The sequence below is a fragment of the [Clostridium] polysaccharolyticum genome, assembly GCF_900111595.1.
GTDB classification, from domain to species: Bacteria; Bacillota; Clostridia; order Lachnospirales; family Lachnospiraceae; genus Clostridium_AI; species Clostridium_AI polysaccharolyticum.
This window is the reverse complement of the sequence record NZ_FOHN01000001.1, coordinates 5,288-21,917: the sequence shown is the minus strand read 5'-3', so window position 1 is coordinate 21,917 and position 16,630 is coordinate 5,288. Positions and strand designations below refer to the sequence as shown.

The 16,630-nt window shown below is 34.8% G+C and carries 15 protein-coding genes and 1 pseudogene; 5 read left to right on the top strand and 11 right to left on the bottom strand.

Annotated features, from left to right (window positions below; translation table 11 throughout):
* Window positions 1-68 precede the first annotated feature (68 nt).
* Window positions 69-875: a P-loop NTPase family protein gene (locus BMY85_RS00090; RefSeq protein ID WP_092474666.1), complete on the top strand. Its 807-nt coding sequence runs from the start codon at window positions 69-71 to the stop codon at window positions 873-875.
* A 492-nt stretch (window positions 876-1,367) separates the two neighbouring features.
* On the opposite strand, the gene BMY85_RS00085 is transcribed toward BMY85_RS00090, so the two are convergent.
* Together BMY85_RS00085 and BMY85_RS00080 are read right to left on the bottom strand one after the other, a co-directional pair.
* Window positions 1,368-2,963, bottom strand: coding sequence for an ATP-binding protein (locus tag BMY85_RS00085; protein ID WP_092474663.1), 1,596 nt, complete (start codon window positions 2,961-2,963; stop codon window positions 1,368-1,370).
* 10 nt (window positions 2,964-2,973) lie between these two features.
* On the bottom strand, window positions 2,974-3,843 hold the full coding sequence (locus BMY85_RS00080; protein WP_092474660.1) for a DNA adenine methylase: 870 nt from the start codon (window positions 3,841-3,843) through the stop codon (window positions 2,974-2,976).
* Between the two features lie 240 nt (window positions 3,844-4,083).
* On the opposite strand from BMY85_RS00080, the pseudogene BMY85_RS00075 reads away from it, so the two are divergent.
* Window positions 4,084-4,542 (top strand): annotated as a pseudogene (locus tag BMY85_RS00075) (DDE-type integrase/transposase/recombinase); the annotation flags it as partial.
* On the opposite strand, the gene BMY85_RS00070 reads toward BMY85_RS00075, so the two are convergent.
* Both BMY85_RS00070 and queA read right to left on the bottom strand, forming a co-directional pair.
* Entirely contained in the window at window positions 4,527-4,805 is a 279-nt protein-coding gene (locus tag BMY85_RS00070) for a hypothetical protein (RefSeq protein ID WP_092474654.1), read from the bottom strand. The pseudogene BMY85_RS00075 and the gene BMY85_RS00070 sit on opposite strands and share 16 nt — an antisense overlap.
* 300 nt (window positions 4,806-5,105) lie before the next feature.
* A complete protein-coding gene (gene queA, locus BMY85_RS00065; protein WP_092474651.1) occupies window positions 5,106-6,131 on the bottom strand; it encodes a tRNA preQ1(34) S-adenosylmethionine ribosyltransferase-isomerase QueA in 1,026 nt (341 codons plus the stop codon).
* A gap of 111 nt (window positions 6,132-6,242) precedes the next feature.
* On the opposite strand from queA, the gene BMY85_RS00060 reads away from it, so the two are divergent.
* The 3 genes from BMY85_RS00060 (at window position 6,243) to BMY85_RS00050 (ending at window position 10,335) form a co-directional block, all read left to right on the top strand.
* Window positions 6,243-7,781: a Ppx/GppA phosphatase family protein gene (locus BMY85_RS00060; protein WP_092474649.1), complete on the top strand. Its 1,539-nt coding sequence runs from the start codon at window positions 6,243-6,245 to the stop codon at window positions 7,779-7,781.
* Entirely contained in the window at window positions 7,781-9,916 is a 2,136-nt protein-coding gene (locus BMY85_RS00055; RefSeq protein ID WP_092474646.1) for an RNA degradosome polyphosphate kinase, read from the top strand. The genes BMY85_RS00060 and BMY85_RS00055 overlap by 1 nt, the downstream gene beginning before the upstream one ends.
* A gap of 143 nt (window positions 9,917-10,059) precedes the next feature.
* Window positions 10,060-10,335 (top strand): GNAT family N-acetyltransferase, encoded by a 276-nt coding sequence (locus BMY85_RS00050; RefSeq protein WP_330387151.1) that lies wholly within the window; start codon window positions 10,060-10,062, stop codon window positions 10,333-10,335.
* A gap of 183 nt (window positions 10,336-10,518) precedes the next feature.
* Here the strand turns inward: BMY85_RS00050 and BMY85_RS00040 are convergent, their stop codons facing one another.
* The 7 genes from BMY85_RS00040 to BMY85_RS00010 all read right to left on the bottom strand — a co-directional run.
* Entirely contained in the window at window positions 10,519-10,731 is a 213-nt protein-coding gene (locus BMY85_RS00040) for a hypothetical protein (RefSeq protein WP_092474640.1), read from the bottom strand.
* A 65-nt stretch (window positions 10,732-10,796) separates the two neighbouring features.
* A complete protein-coding gene (locus BMY85_RS00035) occupies window positions 10,797-11,387 on the bottom strand; it encodes a hypothetical protein (RefSeq protein ID WP_143066293.1) in 591 nt (196 codons plus the stop codon).
* A gap of 488 nt (window positions 11,388-11,875) precedes the next feature.
* Window positions 11,876-12,613, bottom strand: coding sequence for a LytR/AlgR family response regulator transcription factor (locus tag BMY85_RS00025; RefSeq protein WP_092474632.1), 738 nt, complete (start codon window positions 12,611-12,613; stop codon window positions 11,876-11,878).
* A 62-nt stretch (window positions 12,614-12,675) separates the two neighbouring features.
* Entirely contained in the window at window positions 12,676-12,825 is a 150-nt protein-coding gene (locus tag BMY85_RS15390) for a hypothetical protein (RefSeq protein WP_177180552.1), read from the bottom strand.
* Window positions 12,826-12,876: 51 nt separating this feature from the next.
* Window positions 12,877-14,163 (bottom strand): GHKL domain-containing protein, encoded by a 1,287-nt coding sequence (locus tag BMY85_RS00020; protein ID WP_092474629.1) that lies wholly within the window; start codon window positions 14,161-14,163, stop codon window positions 12,877-12,879.
* 154 nt (window positions 14,164-14,317) lie between these two features.
* Window positions 14,318-15,592 carry an ATP-binding protein gene (locus BMY85_RS00015; RefSeq protein WP_092474625.1) on the bottom strand — a complete coding sequence of 425 codons (1,275 nt, stop codon included), beginning with the start codon at window positions 15,590-15,592 and terminating at the stop codon, window positions 14,318-14,320.
* 381 nt (window positions 15,593-15,973) lie between these two features.
* Window positions 15,974-16,630, bottom strand: a 657-nt coding sequence (locus BMY85_RS00010) for an RCC1 domain-containing protein (RefSeq protein WP_207646520.1), incomplete at its 5' end; no start/stop codon positions are given.

The window sequence follows — 16,630 nt, the reverse complement described above, 5'->3', positions numbered from 1 at the left end:
TATGGTTATAATCTCTCTTATACGTTATTGATGCCAGAACATACAAACTGCATTTTGAAGAGGGAATTATGAATCATAACAAAAAAAACATATTTATTGAGGGATTACAGGGAAGCGGGAAAAGCACCCTTGCCAATAAACTTGCAAAAGAGCTTCCTGATTATCATTTCTATCAGGAAGGTGGCATATCTCCTGTTGAGCTGGCTTGGTGTGGATATCTTAATGAAAAACAATATAAGGAGGTTCTCAGTAAATATCCAGACATTGCAGAGGATATCAAACGGTATACTAAAGTTGAAGAGGACCGCTATATTGTTGCATACACTCGTATTCTAACAGATTATGAAGGTTTCCATAATCATCTTGGAAGTTATGAAATCTACGATGGACAGGTGGATTTTCCTTTCTTTCGAGACACCATTATGAAACGGTATGAGCTGTTTTCTTCTTATGGAAACCTGTTTGAGTGTTCTTTTTTTCAGAATTCCATTGAATGTATGATGCTGTTTTATGAAATGCCAGAGGATGAAATCGTTGGATTCTACAAACAGGCTTATGAGATATTACGGGATAAGAATTTCAGAATGATTTATATTGATTCTAGTGATATTGCCGGAAATATTGCACAGATTCGGAAAGAAAGAGCAGATACCAGAGGAAATGAAATCTGGTTTTCTCTTATGATGGAATATCTGACTAAGTCTCCTTATGGGAAAAGGCATGGATATCAGAATGGGGAGGATTTAATTAAGCATCTGGAGTGCCGGAGGAGGATTGAACTTCGGGTGATTGATGAGGTAATTGGGGAGAAGTGTTTGGTTGTGAAGTCAAAGGAATTTGAGATGGGAGATGTGGTGGATATAATGCACTCATAAGTTTGGACAGGAGTTTGTCAAGCACCCACCTATTAAGACATACTTTCTATGGTATTCTCTGATTACCAGACACTCTTTAAAAACATCATAGTTATCGAAGGCTTTCTGTAAAAGAACTATGCTCTTTAGCTGGTGTTTCTTGAAGAAGTTTTTATACTTGTAGGAAAGCTTCATCTTCTCGCAAGCCTAAAGAGCAAACAAACTAACAATAAATATAAATTCTTATGATATTTTTGAGAGAATACCTATTATTAAGGATATTAGAAATGAATATGTTTAATAACAGAGAACAAAAGTACCCTTTGTCTTAAAATAAGGACACATACATTTATGAGATTGTCTAAATAACAGGTAACTTACTTTTCAAAAATGTCCTTGACAAAGGGTACAATATATGTCAGCCTTTTCACATGCCTTGTGTTCATTCAAATCTATTCTTTTTTGAACAATAGCATCTCATCAGACTTCTACTTTCCGTATAATATATTATTCTTAAATCTTGATTGTAAATATTCTACTCGCAACTGCATTATATGCAGTTATAAATTCCTTTTTAAATTTTTCTACTGCTTCCTTATTATCGTTTGCCCAAAATTCAAACAACTTTGTAGAATCAAAAATTGTTTGATGTTCAATAAACCATTTTTTATATCTCTCACGTTCTTTTTCCTGCTGATACCTTTGTGAATCTGGTCCATTTTCCTTAAAATACATCCAATTCATATAAACTTTACTAGCATTTTCCCAATACGGATGTTCTGGCTCTAAAGATAAAATATACTGGTATATTACTTCCTCAGGTCTTGTTGTTCCAGGTAATTTAATTATGTTATTCAGTCTTTTTCTTAATTGTTCAGGTATTACTTCCAAGTCCTTTTTCTGGACATCCCCATCAAGAACAATAAGAACATTCCCAAAATATGATACATCTCCTGAATAAAGACTTAGTAATTGATCACAACCGATTTTAACATCTAATACTTCAACATAAAGCAAATATTCTGGTACTAATTTTTTAATGAACCATCTACCCTCAGCATCTTCTGAATACACTTTTACCTTATTTGAATTTTGCAACATTGACTCCACCAATAAATCATTTTCTATTGTAGAATAATCTGGATTGCGCATTAATTCCAACCGTCTATTGGCATTTGTAAAATAGTACAATTCAACATCATTATTCTTACAAATATTATTATATGCAGTCTTTGTACAAATATGCTTCAGCAGATCTGAACTGTGGGTTGTCACTACAACCTGAATATTATTTAACTTTGCTTCTTTAATCAACAAATCAATAAGTCTCTTTTGTGCAGCTGGATGTAAGGTAGCATCAATCTCATCTATTAAGAGTAACCCTCCTGTCCAGTGTTCCCTAGTTTGTCTTAGCTTCTTAAATGATAATATTGACATTAGAATCTGCCCTAGATTATCTTGTCCAGAAGAGTTGGTTAAATAATCATATTGGTCAGTTTCGATTCCTACTCCTTTCTTTCTATCAGTTTCTCCAATTGAGTAGTTATTAACGACATTAATATTGTCATATATAGATAATATGTCTGTGTATTTTTCAACAAACCATTTTTTCTGTTCATCATCGATAAACTTTATTTTATTTGTAGTAATATTGTCTTCATTAGCCTCTCCAATAGGAAATAATCGTGATAATCCTAAGTAAATCACTGGTATTTGCATTTTAGCTTCTGTCTTTTTTCCATCCTCTGAAACTTTTAACGGAATTACCCTAAATCTATCCTTTCCATTATCATTTTGCCAAGCAGTACGAAACTTTCTATAATCTATTTGTTGATCGTTATCATCAACTATATCAATTTGAATCCTATCAGAACCAGATGCATCAAAATTCCTGCTCCCGTGAAAAATTTCACCAAATTCTGCTCTGAATTGTCTATTCGAATATGTAGTTCCATCTTTTTTCTTTAATTCACCGCTATTCGCTAATATCCCTAATATTGTTGACTTTCCTGTTGAATTTTTTCCAGCAATTACTGTTAATCTTCTCCCTAAAAAAATTTCCTTATCTTTAAATTGCCTAAAGTCATTTATAGTTAATAATTTATACATGAGCTTCCCCCTATCGTAAGTTGACACATATCTTTTTTTCTTGCAATTGTTCAACACCAGGTATCATATCCAGTCGTCTGAAAATAATAATTTCACTTGCTTTTCTTTTTACAGCAGCACTATAGTTCAAATCAAATCTTCTCAAAATATGATTTTGATATATATCCGCAATTTCCTGAACATCATCATATGTTATAACCCAATCACAATTTACCTGCTCATTTATCATTCTTTCAATACGAACATGATCTTCATATGAGAAAAAATTCAAGTACAATTGCTTTCCCTTTCCAAAATAAGGTGGATCAAAATATACAAATGCATTATCTTCATATCGTGGTAAATAATTCTGGACAAATGAGTTTACGTCTTTATTATAAATATGAATATTCTTCTTTCGTTTAGCAATTTTTGAAATACGCTCAATCAACGCATTTCGATTAAATCTAGCGTCCATTTTCCACTTTCCATTTTGTTCAACCCCACCTATTAACCCGCCTTTAATTATTCCCGATCTATTTGTTCGATTTAAATAAAATGTAGCAAAACCTAACTCATAGCTGTATTTAATGTTGTTTTTCAGAATCGACTTTTGCCTATTCCACTCATCAATATTTAGTGGAACATTTCCTATATCTTCAATAAACCTATCTGTCTCAGTTAATATTGCTTTCCAAAAAGAGTAAATACCTTTATCTAAATCATTAATAACTATTTCTTTAACAATATTTTTTTCTAACAGCTCTAATGCTATACCAGCCCCACCAGCAAATGGCTCAATATATGTTCCTCCAATATGCCCTGTTTGCTTAATAAGAATTTCCATAAATGGTTCTAATTTTCCTTTACCTCCAGGATATCTCAATGGAGAATAAAACATACTACATCACCTTCCTACAAATGAATATATTTATATTTCACAATAATTTAACTCTAATCTTAAAATTTAGTTAAGAAAACATCCAATATAATACACTTATCATATCATGCTTCCTATAATTTGGCTACTACATTCTTACTTCCTGTTTTTGTTGTGGTAAACTAAAGTTATATCACCTCTACCTAATAAGATATAATCTTACAAAGGAAGAGAGGATATTATTATAAGAAAAAATTATGAGTTAGAAACAAAAAAATGCCAGGATACCAGAAACATAAAGCACATAAGGTATTTCCAAATCTTATTAGCCAGAATTTCTCCGCACCGGATGCAAACCAACGCTGGTGTACAGATTTTACATACCTATTCTTAAAGGACGGAAGCGTGCGTTATAACTGTGCCATTTTAGAGCTGCATGACCGCAATATCATTTCCAGCATTACCGACAAAGAAATCACAAGCGACCTGGCAATTAGAACTTTAAAGAAGGTTCTCCAGTCACAATCCAAACTAAAAGGGGAACTAATTCTTCATAGCGATCAAGGATCTCAATACACATCTCATGCATTTACCAGCTATTGTGAATCTGTGGGAGTGGCTCAGATCATGAGTAAGGCAGGTTATCCTTATGATAATGCACCAATGGAACGTTATTACAACACATTGAAAAATGAACTAATTTATCAGCATGAGTATAAAAAATAATGCTTGACCACTACAATGATTTCCTGTGCCTCGCTTTTACAATCCATCACATTGTGTTCTGAATTATGAATACCATTTAATTTTAATCCAATAACCGTGTTCAGCTCATTTAATATTTCTAATGAATTCATTATATGATACTGATAAGAATCTAAAGTTTTTCGTTCCGTTAATTCTTTCCAAACCTGATAGAATAAATAATATTTCGGTTCTATTCCATACCGCTCTAAATCTATATTGTTACACCCTTTTATCATAATTTTCCTCTTGACTTCCTACTAAATAAGGTTTAAGATATGTTTAGATAGTGGAGGCACGTAAAATATATTACGAATCGCTAGACGATCATTATATTTTACCTGTCTCTTTTTTTGTTAAAATTATGCAATTCAATATCTACAACCTAATTTACCATGCATCTTTTTCCCTATTAATGTAATAATATAATATTTTTTTGTACATATTCAATGATAACTTAAGAAAACTCACCTTTAAAACAATCCATTTTAAAAGCACCTTGCCAAAAACAAGGTGCTTCCCACTAAACTCAATATTCCCTACTCTATAAACATCGCATCCCCAAAACTAAAGAACCGATATTTAAGCTCCACAGCTTTCTTATACGCATCCATAATATGCTCTTTTCCAGCCAATGCAGAAACCAGCATTAACAACGTAGATTCTGGCAAATGGAAGTTGGTAATCAGACAGTCCAGTACCTTAAACTGGTATCCTGGGTAAATAAAGATTTCCGTATCTCCACTGCCCGCCTGTACTACTCCATTTTCATCGGCTGCTGATTCAATGGTACGGCAGCTTGTGGTTCCAACACAGATTATTCTTCTGCCTTCCCGTTTTGCACGATTGATTTTCTCAGCCTCCTCTGGCAATACCTGATAAAACTCAGAATGCATATGATGCCTGGTCACATCATCTACTTTTACAGGACGGAACGTTCCAAGGCCAACATGCAAAGTAACACTTGCAATCTCAACGCCCATATCCTTTAATTCCTGTAACAGTTCCTTCGTAAAATGAAGTCCAGCTGTAGGTGCCGCCGCAGAACCCTCATATTTCGCATATACGGTCTGATAACGGTTCTTGTCCTGTAACTGGTGCGTAATATATGGAGGAAGCGGCATCTGTCCTAACTGATCAAGAATTTCCTCAAAAATCCCTTCATAATGAAATTTCACATGACGGTTTCCTTCTTCTGCTATCTCTATAATTTCTCCAGTCAGCAGGCCGCCGCCAAATATAACACGGGTTCCCGGTTTTGCTTTCTTGCCTGGCTTTACAAGAGTTTCCCACACATCACCTTCAAAACGCTTTAACAATAACAATTCAATTTTAGCACCTGTTCCTTCTTTTTCTCCAATCAGACGGGCTGGAATAACCTTTGTGTTATTAAGAACCAGACAGTCTCCTGCTTTTAAATATTCTTTTATATCCTTAAATACCTTATGGGTAATAGCTCCGGTTTCTTTCTTTAAAACTAACAGTTTTGAACTGGAACGATCCTCTAATGGATCCTGTGCAATCAGTTCTTCTGGCAAATCAAAATAAAAATCTGATGTTTTCATATCTTTCACTCCAATAAAATTTTGTCCAACTCCTATTATACATACTTTTTTCAAAAACCCTAGTGTTTTTTTCTTAAAAATAGTAAAATATAATGAAAAGGAGGTTAATCTATGGCGTTTACGACTTTTGCAGCAATTGATGTTGGCTCCAATGAATTATCCTTAAAACTGTTTCAGATATCAAAGAAAAACGGCATTGAAGAATTAGAATATATTAGGCACGCAACTTATCTTGGCTCCTATTCCTATAAGCACAAAAAAATCTGCAGCGAATTAGTGAATGAAATATGTGAAGTACTTGAACAATTCCAGAAGAAAATGGAAGAATACCAGATAACAGATTATGTTGCATATGCCACTAGTGCAATTCGAGAAGCTTCCAATAGCGTGCTGATTCTTGATCAGATCAAATTACGGACTGGCATAAAAGTAAAAATTCTTAGCAACTCCGAACAGCGCTTTCTTTGTTATAAAGCAATCGCTTTAAAGGTAGAAGCATTTCAAAAAATAATTCAAAATGGAACTGCCATTGTGGATGTTGGTTCCGGAAGTATCCAGATCTCCTTATTTCAGGATGGTTGTCTGTCCCAGACACATAATATTAAATTAGGTTCTCTTCGCATACAAGAACTTTTATCTTCCATGGAAGACAAAACGGATAACTTCCATAAACTAATCAGTGAATATATCGATAATGAACTAATTACCTTTCAAGAATTATTTCTTCAGGAACAAAAGATAGAACAAGTCATTGCTACTGGTGACCAGCTAAACCTTTTTCTGCATATTACCTCACAAAAAGCAGGCAGTGCCCCTATAAATGCCAAATCCCTTAACCAGGTATTTGAATCCTTGTTAAGCAGGCCTTTAGAAGAACTGACAAGACATGTTTCATTTCCAAAGGAACAAGTCTCTTTATTAATTCCTACTGCCATGATTTATCTAAAACTCTTTAAGCAGATTCGGGCAAAAGAAATTTATCTGACAGAGATTACTTTGTGTGATGGAATTGCAGCAGAATATGCACAGAGGAAAGAGAAAATACAAAGTGAACACGATTTTGCCAACGATATTTTGTGTTCCGCCAGAAAAATTGCCAGCCGCTACCATTGCAATCAGGCACATATTGAAAATGTCAATTCTCTTGCATTAAGCATTTTCGACAGTATTCGAAAACTTCATGGTTTAGGAAAGCGAGAGCGGCTTCTCTTAGAAATTGCAATTATTCTTCATAGCTGTGGTGATTTCATTGATTTAACCCATTCCAGAGAAAACTCTTATCATATTATTCTGTCAACGGAAATCATCGGACTATCTCATAAAGAAAGAGAAATGATTGCAGAACTAGTGCGCTATACTCCCAAGACTTTTCCAAGCTTTTCTCTTAATATGGACAGTACCAGTAAAGAAAACTATATTAAGCTTTCCAAGCTCTTTGCTATATTCGTCATAGCAAATGCACTTGATAAAAGCCATAAACAAAAATTTTCAAATGTAAAAATTTCATACAGACAAAATGTATTAACCATAACCACAGATACTGTGGAAGATATCACATTAGAATCTGGCTTATTTCAGGAAAAAGCCTCTTTTTTTGAAGAGGTATATGGAATAAAGCCTTATATCAAACAAAAAAGGAGATTTAGCTAATGGAATCCAATTTTAAAAAAGCGGAATATTTCATTAACCGGGAATTAAGCTGGCTGGAATTTAACATAAGAATTTTAAAAGAAGCCAAAGACAAAACCAATCCTTTATTGGAACGACTTAAATTTCTAAGCATCACAGCATCTAATCTAGATGAGTTTTTTATGATACGTGTTGCTTCTTTGATGGATATGGTTCATGCCAAGTACAAGAAAAAAGATATTGCAGGCATGACTGCTGAAGAACAGCTGGAAAAAATCTGCCTTGCAACACACAATCTGGTAGAACTGCAGTATGCTACATACAACCGCAGTTTCCTGCCACAGTTAAAGCAAAAGGGAATCAAACTGCTTCACGCACATGAACAGCTTACGGCTGACCAAAACAAATATGTAGATATGTATTTTCAAAAAGAAGTATATCCTGTTCTGACACCAATGGCAGTGGATTCTTCCCGCCCATTTCCGTTACTACGCAATAAAACACTAAATATAGGAGCTCTGATTCATGATAAAAAAAGTGAAATTGACTGTGATTTTGCCACTGTTCAAGTGCCTGATGTTCTTCCTCGTATGGTGGAAATTCCTTCAGGCAAAAGCGAAGTTCGAACGTTTATCCTCATGGAGCAAATCATTGAAAAAAATATTAACAAGCTTTTCTTAAATTACGAAGTTATCTCTGCATTTCCTTACCGCATCATGCGAAATGCAGATCTGGATATAGATGAAGACGAAGCCGCTGATTTATTAATGGAAATCGAAAAACAGTTAAAAAAACGCCAGTGGGGCGAGGTCATCCGTTTAGAAGTAGAGGATGGCATTGATAAACGGCTACTGAAAATCTTAAAACAGGAACTGCAGGTAAAAGACGATAACATATATAAGATAAATGGTCCTCTTGATCTGACCTTCTTAATGAAAGTCTATGGATTAGATGGTTTTGATGATTTAAAAACTCCTGCCTATATACCACAGCCAGTACCGGGACTTTGCTTAGACAGCAATGTATTTGAGCAGATACGGAAACAGGATTACCTTCTCCATCATCCATATCAGACATTTGATGCAGTAGTGGAATTTGTACGGCAGGCTGCCAAAGATCCTAATGTTCTCGCCATCAAACAGACTTTGTATCGTGTCAGCAGCAATTCACCAATCATCGCTTCTCTTGCCCAGGCCGCAGAAAATGGCAAGCAGGTGACGGTTTTAGTAGAACTAAAAGCCCGTTTTGATGAAGAAAACAATATTATATGGGCCAGAAAACTTGAAAAAGCTGGATGCCATGTTATCTATGGATTAGTTGGTTTAAAAACCCATAGCAAAATCACCTTGGTAGTCCGCCGAGAAGATGATGGCATACGAAGATATGTCCATTTGGGTACTGGCAATTACAACGATTCCACAGCAAAACTGTATACAGATTTAGGACTGCTTACAGCATCCAAGCCAATTGGAGAAGATGCAACTGCAGTCTTTAACATGCTCTCAGGATATTCAGAGCCTTTGTTCTGGAACAAATTATCTATCGCTCCTCTTTGGCTGCGAGATAAATTTTTATCCTTGATACACCGAGAAATCATTCACGCCAAAAACGGAAAGAAAGCTCACATCATTGCAAAAATGAATTCCTTATGTGATCAGCGAATTATTGCCGCTTTATACGAAGCCTCCAGTGCTGGTGTAACCATAGAGTTAATTGTCCGTGGAATCTGTTGCCTCAGAACTGGAATTCCAGGCATCAGTGATAACATTACTGTCCGCTCCATTGTTGGCAACTTTTTAGAGCATGCGAGAATTTTTTATTTTTACAACGATGGCTTTGAAGAAGTGTATATGGGAAGCGCCGACTGGATGCCACGAAATCTTGACAAGCGAGTGGAAATCTTATTCCCAGTGGAACAGGAAGAACTAAAACAAGAAGCTTTCAATATATTAAAAACCCAGCTGGCTGATACTTTAAAAGCACATCTGCTAAAAAGCGATGGGACTTACGAAAAAGTAGACCGTCGTGGCAAAGAAGCTTTGTGTGCTCAAGATTCATTCTGCCAAAAGGCAATGAAAGAAGCAAAACAAGAAAAAAAAGAGAAATACGGAAAGATAAAAACATTTGTACCACAAGTAAAATGGAATGAGAAATAGTATTTCAGGGAGGGGAACATGGAATTTACTAATTTTGAAATGGAGCGTTTATACTTAAGACATTATATCAAAAAGGATCTTTCTGACTTATATGAATATCTGTCCGATCCAAAGATCGTTGCATTTGAACCTTATTAGGATATGTGTTCAACGCTTCCTTCTGGGGAAAAGGATATGCATACGAGGCTGCAAACCAGATCTGCACCCATGCATTTGAAAATGGTGTTCATCGTCTAGAAGCCAATTGCGATCCATTAAATCCAGCTTTCTGGAAGCTGTTAGAGCGACTTGGATTCGTAAGGGAAGGACATTTAAAACAAGACATCTACTTTAGAAAGGATTCACAAGGAAATCCAATCTGGAAAGATACTTATATCTATTCTAAGTTAAATCCTGGTTTTCTGAATGGCTTATCTTAAGAAGAAAGTTTGAGTTCCGCATGCCCTCATGGCTGATATTGACTTGAGGGAACTCAGACTTTGCTAATGCAACCTTGGTTGCAATGCCGAACGGGTGTTGCTGTTTTTTAGCGACTAACTTCCTTACCCGTTCGTGCACATCTCTTTTCATGAATAATGTAAGAACCATTCCCTTTTTCCTTACTAGGCTGATACAGATAATTCTAACCCAATTACCGTTTCAAGATATTTGTCATTCTTAGAAGTTTTTCCTGTTTTGGAAGACTTGGACGCTTCCATTTCTAATCCTAGAATTCTATTGATGCTTTCGATATACATTGCACCTTTCTGTCTGCCGCTTTTTCTGGTATCTGCCAGATTCATCTGGATATCCGATGGACAAAATCCTGAATACATTTCTTTCTACTTTCTCTCCCATTTTCCTAAGTGAATTGCCTGATTCGTATTCAAAGGATTCTTGCCTATTGGTTATCCAGATGTCTTTTTTTTATCTGCCTTTGGCATAACAGCTGTCCCACTGCCCGATGGAACAGGATACGGAATCTTTCGCAGGCAACTGGAATCTTTATGATTCCAATCAGGGGCTGGCTGTGTTCTATAACTGGCTTTCCATCAGAAACCAGAATAACTGGCAATGTCTTGTTTTTGTTTAAGAGTCTTGCCCATAAGGAAGTTTCCCTTTTGTCAAACTCTGTACTGATTATGATAAGGTTCATGTAACTGCATCTGCTGATAAATGCCTGGGGATTGAGTGGCATTGTGGTAAACTGGTGTACATTGACTGACAGCCCTAATTCTGTACTGAATGAAACGGCATAACTGGAGAGCATATCCTGAATAATCTGGTCATTTTCACAAATGGCTATATGTAGAACGAAGTTTTCACTCTCCATGTTTTCACTCCTCTGCCTGTTTTCTCTTGGGGGAGCGGCATATCCTTGGAAACCGTTCCGCTCTCTGGCTTCTGGATATGCCACTTGATTTACAGATCGTTCCGAATGGGACAAAACCCATCCGAAAGGCAATTCTATTCTTGTCGGCTTTGATGTCAACTTAGGATGTCCATTATAAAGTCAACATTTGCTGTCCGTTTTACACGTGATACGAAAGATACCTTTCGTTTTGTAGATATTCTGCTCCCAAAAGTTCTGGCATATATGCGTAAATGCTTTTCCGAACCAGATTCTGGACACATCCGTTTTCCTAAATGTGCATCCTGCACCCTGTCTTTTATGTTACAGGTACATGGAGCACAGCTCCAGAAAACAAAAGTATTCTAAAACAGAAAAAATCCCATGCTACGAATGTGTAGTATGAGACTTTTATTAGCAGGTGGATAGATACCTTTCTTTGTGCAAATCCGGCTTCCTTTGCCCTCTCAATGCTGTCTCTGTTATCTACAAGAATAGTTTACTGTAGATGGGTGGGAAGTGCAAAAGGTATCCCATTCTTTCCAGTAAAAAATGCATCTCTGTTAAAGAATATATGTATCTAAAGCAACTTTTTTGCATTTTGATGGGGTATTTTGCATAATTGTTTTTTATATTAACATTCTTGTTGTATATTCTTCGTATGCTTTTCTTACTTTTTCCCTATTCCGTACTGAAATACTATATCTTCCCCCTCCTCGCATCATAACGATATCTCCTTCAATATTAAATATATATGACAAATTTACTATTACGGAACAATTCAACTTGACGAAATTACCTGACAAACGTTTCTCTATTTCTTTTATACTGTCATATGCCTGAAGCTTCTTTTCTGTTGTAAAAATTTCAACTTCGTGAGTTCTTGCTAATTTTTCAATACAAATAATGCTTCTCTCTTTCAAAAGAATTTTCTCATTCTGAAATGTTGCCATTTTATTATTAGAATATTTAATACGATAACCGTTCACTTGCATAATTGCTCTGCCTAATGCATCCTTAAAGTCATATGGATTCAATGGTTTGTCCAAAAATCCACTTAGATGTATTTTGGTTGCTTCATGTGCAAATTCATGATGAGAAGTAATAAAAATAAAAACTGTACTAGGATTCAATTTCAGAATCCTCTTAGCTAACTGTATTCCATTCAAATTACTCCCCTCTAAATCTATATCCAAAATTGCCAGTTCTATGGTTGCAAGAAACGGAGCATCCTGTTCTTTATAACTATGACTGTAGGTAATCTCTGCTACAATATTCTTTTCATTTAGAAGTTTCTCTAATACTACCTTATTAATCCCTAAACTAATATCCTCATCTTCACACACATATACTCTTAATGGTTTCATGATATTCTCCCCTTACTCTGCATACTATATATAAAAGGGAGTAAAACCACTCCCTTTTAAAATCATGCTTTCTTTCTCGTTTCTTTTAGTCGTGTTTTTAATTGCTCAGTTACTTTAAGCTGATACCACCAAAAGGTACAGGTCAACTGATTCACACTCTTATCAGCATAATGTCTAGCAACTTTTGCAATTGCCTTTTCAATTTTTTTCATACCTTCACCCCCTTGTAAACTTTTATCTTTTGTTCTTCTGCCAATCTACAATTAGCTTTTCTTTAATAAACAAAATTGTATGGATACAACAACATGCCCCATTTCCTCATTATCTATCTTAACATATTCTCTCTGAATTATGCCATAATGATCCGCTACAATTTTGTCTACAATCCCTACACCAAACCCATGTATTTTCTTATTTCTTTTACCTGTTTTACCAAAATCAACTGCGCCTATACAATCATTAATACAGCGAATTTCGTAACCATCATCTGTATCTAGCACTTGCAAAGATACATGCTTGTTGTAATGAGGTACTCTAAGAGCTGCTTCAAATGCATTTTTCACAAGATTTTGAAAAATAGAGCAAATATCCTCATCTTCCATTCCAAATTCTTTTACTAGTACATGTACAGAAAACAGAATTTTCATGTCTTTAGCCAATTGAATCAATTCACTAATAAGTATCCTTACCGCTGCATTCGGATGATTAAATAATAGTTCCGCTTTCTCTACATCTTTAAAAACTTCCTCCATATACTTTCCAAGCTCATCATATTTTTTGTAATAAAGCATATTTTTCATAATAAGACCATTTTGGGAGTAATTATGTTGAAAACGTTTTATCTCATTTACAAGTTCTTCCCTCTCCAAGTTACAATTCACTTCCTGACTCAATTCCCAAACAGTTTTCTCTTTCTTTTTGAATACAAATAATGAGCTCAGAATATACCATTGCAAAAATATTTCAATCATTTGAAATAAGAGAATAGCATCTGTGCTTAACTTATCAATATATCTCTTCATCAATAAATTACTCAACATAATAGCTAATAACATAATAACTGATATTTTTTCCTTGTTCCTATAAAAGTAATTCACCCTTTTCTTGCTTCTAAAAAGCCAGTAACACATTAACATTTGCAATGTCTTTATAATCACGAAGCAGCTCAAGCTTAGCCACTGATCATGCATAAGACTATCTATATCCTTATGAGTTAATGCCATACACAACTCCGTTGCAATCAGCTCAGACGCAAACAAAGCACCAAAAAAGATACATATACTTATAACTTTTTCATATAAGCCTTCGCCAAAAAGAAAAAAACTAGATACTAAAATATAGACTGCCAAAACAGCTCCCAGATATCCATGTATTTTTTGCATTTCGCAGTATCTCCCAACCAAATCTCTTCCAACTAGCAGCAAATAATACCCCCCAAATGCTCCGTAATATTTTACTTTACTCTTATTGCAACCTAATGTTGACATTGACTTTATCCATATAATTGGATCAATTAAACCAGACAAAAAAATTTCAATTATGGATTCCATGACACCCTCTCCTGATTATTATTCTAATTTCTCCAATCTACGATACTTACCTAATTTATATATCACTTATTTTCATTATAACATCGTAGCTTTTTTGAAACAATATCGTTACATGTCTTTAAAACAAAACCCTGTTCTATTCGCTTAAATTTTACTATAAAATAGGAATTTGTATCAGTACTTCATTCTGCCATAACTTCTTATCCCACTTAATGCATTTCCTCTTAATAACTCCGTGATACTTTTCTACAATCTCTTCAACAAATATGTTCTCCAAACTATCTTTTCCCTGCTCCTGCCCCAACGTACTATCAAAATTATCCACAGCAATAAAATTATTTACACATCGTATTTTATATTCGTTATTTGATTCCAATACGTGTAAGAGTACATGTGCCTTGCCTTTTGGAACAATTACAGATTCCCTTAACGCATTTATCACAAGATCGTGAAAAATAGTGCATATATCTTCATTTTTCATTTTAAATTCGTTCACACTAATTTCAGCTTCAAAAGCAATTTCTATTTTTTTTGAAATTTCCATTAAGTTGCTAATTATGATTCTAATTGTAAAATTTGGATGCTCAAATTGAATTTTTACTTTAGCAACATCTTCAAACACACTATCCATATACTTTTCCAGCTTATTGTACTCTTTGTAATTCCATAAATTTTTCATAACAAATGCATTGGTTGAATAATCATGTCGAAACCGATCTACATCTCGAATATGTTTCTGCCGTCCTGTCATTCCACGGACTTCATCATTTAAAATCTGAATACTTTTTTCCTTTTTTCTAAATTCGACTAATGAACATACTAAATACCATATAAACAAAATTTCAATTAGCTGAAATAGCAGTGCTGCATTCCTACTTTGTTTTCTACTCGTATCCATCATTAAAACACTACTCAAGATTGATGCTACTATAATTACAAAAGCTATTATATCCTTATTTTTTTCAAAAAGAACTCCTATATTTTTACTTCCAAATACCCAGTAACATAATCCCACTTGCAACATTTTTACAAAAATTCCACAAAAAACATTTAAGATTTTAGCATAATCTGATGTATAAAAATTTTCCTGCACAAGTGTTATATATAATTCATATGTAAGTAATTCAGATAGAAACAAAATACAGAAAAATACGCATACACTCATAATCTTTTCAAATAATTTTCCTAGAAAAAGAACATATGTTGCCGTAAATATATACACTGCCAAGGCACAGCTCATTATCAACCTTACCATATCGACATTCAAGCAATCTACCAATAAGTCTCTTCCCACTAACAATAAATAATAGCCTAAAAAAGCTCCTATATATTTTACTTTGCTCTTTTTACAGCCTAATGATGACATGGATTTTATCCATATGAATGGATCTATTAAGCCAGTCAAAAGTATTTCTAATATAGAATTCATGACATCCTCTCCCGTTTTCATAAAGTATTTTTCATAATGGAACAGTTCTTCTTATGTCTAGTCCTTTGAAATTCTGCCTTGCAGATTCCGCTACAGGCTCCTCAAATGTTATGCTTCTTATTGTTTATCATGGATTCCCCGCTTCGTCAAGTACTGGAAACCAAGGATGGCTGGCTTAACAAACACTTTGCTTTTGCATTTTTTTCGGATTTTTGACATTTCTGTTATTATAGTGTATTATTTGGATTTAAAAGCTTGCATTTTGAAAGAGTTTTTGACATTTTTATTTATATAATTTTTTTTAAAAAAGACACCTTATATTCCAATATATTGTGAAATATAAAGTGTCTTTATCATTTCATTGCTTACACTGTGAACCTATCAGTATTTAACTGCAGGAACATATAGATCATTCATATCCGCCACATCCTTCGGATCAAGCTTGCCACAGTCTCCAGCAATCACCACTGTTCCATCGGATTTTAACCCGACTGAAATCCAGTCTCCAGCGGCAATTGCTACAATGTCGTGCCAGCTGGAAACATCTAGCTGCTTATGTGCATTTCCTCCAGTAGCAACTACACTTCCGTCACGCTTTAATCCCAACAGACTGTAACCGCTTTGGGAAATGGCTATAATGTCATTCCACCCAGATACATGAAAGGCATGGGGATTTTTAACCAGATTGCCATCTGGGCCTTTTATTTCATATCTGGAACAGATTACTGTTCCATCGGATTTCAATCCAACTATTGAGTCCCCTGTATCATCAGCGATATCCACTATATCCGTCCAGTCCTCTACTTTGTCATATGTAATTTCACTGCTGCCATATCTTTTATTATAATCTGCTACATATACAGTGCCATCTCGTTTTAATGCGACAATGCATGATTTACCGTTTACTGCCTTTACCACATCCGTCCATGTAGAAGTTTCCTCTTTAAAAAATTCAAATGACTTATCATACTTTTCGGAAAATGCCTCAATTTTTCCAGTCTTAGACAATAAAACATAACTATCAAAATCTGTAGATAT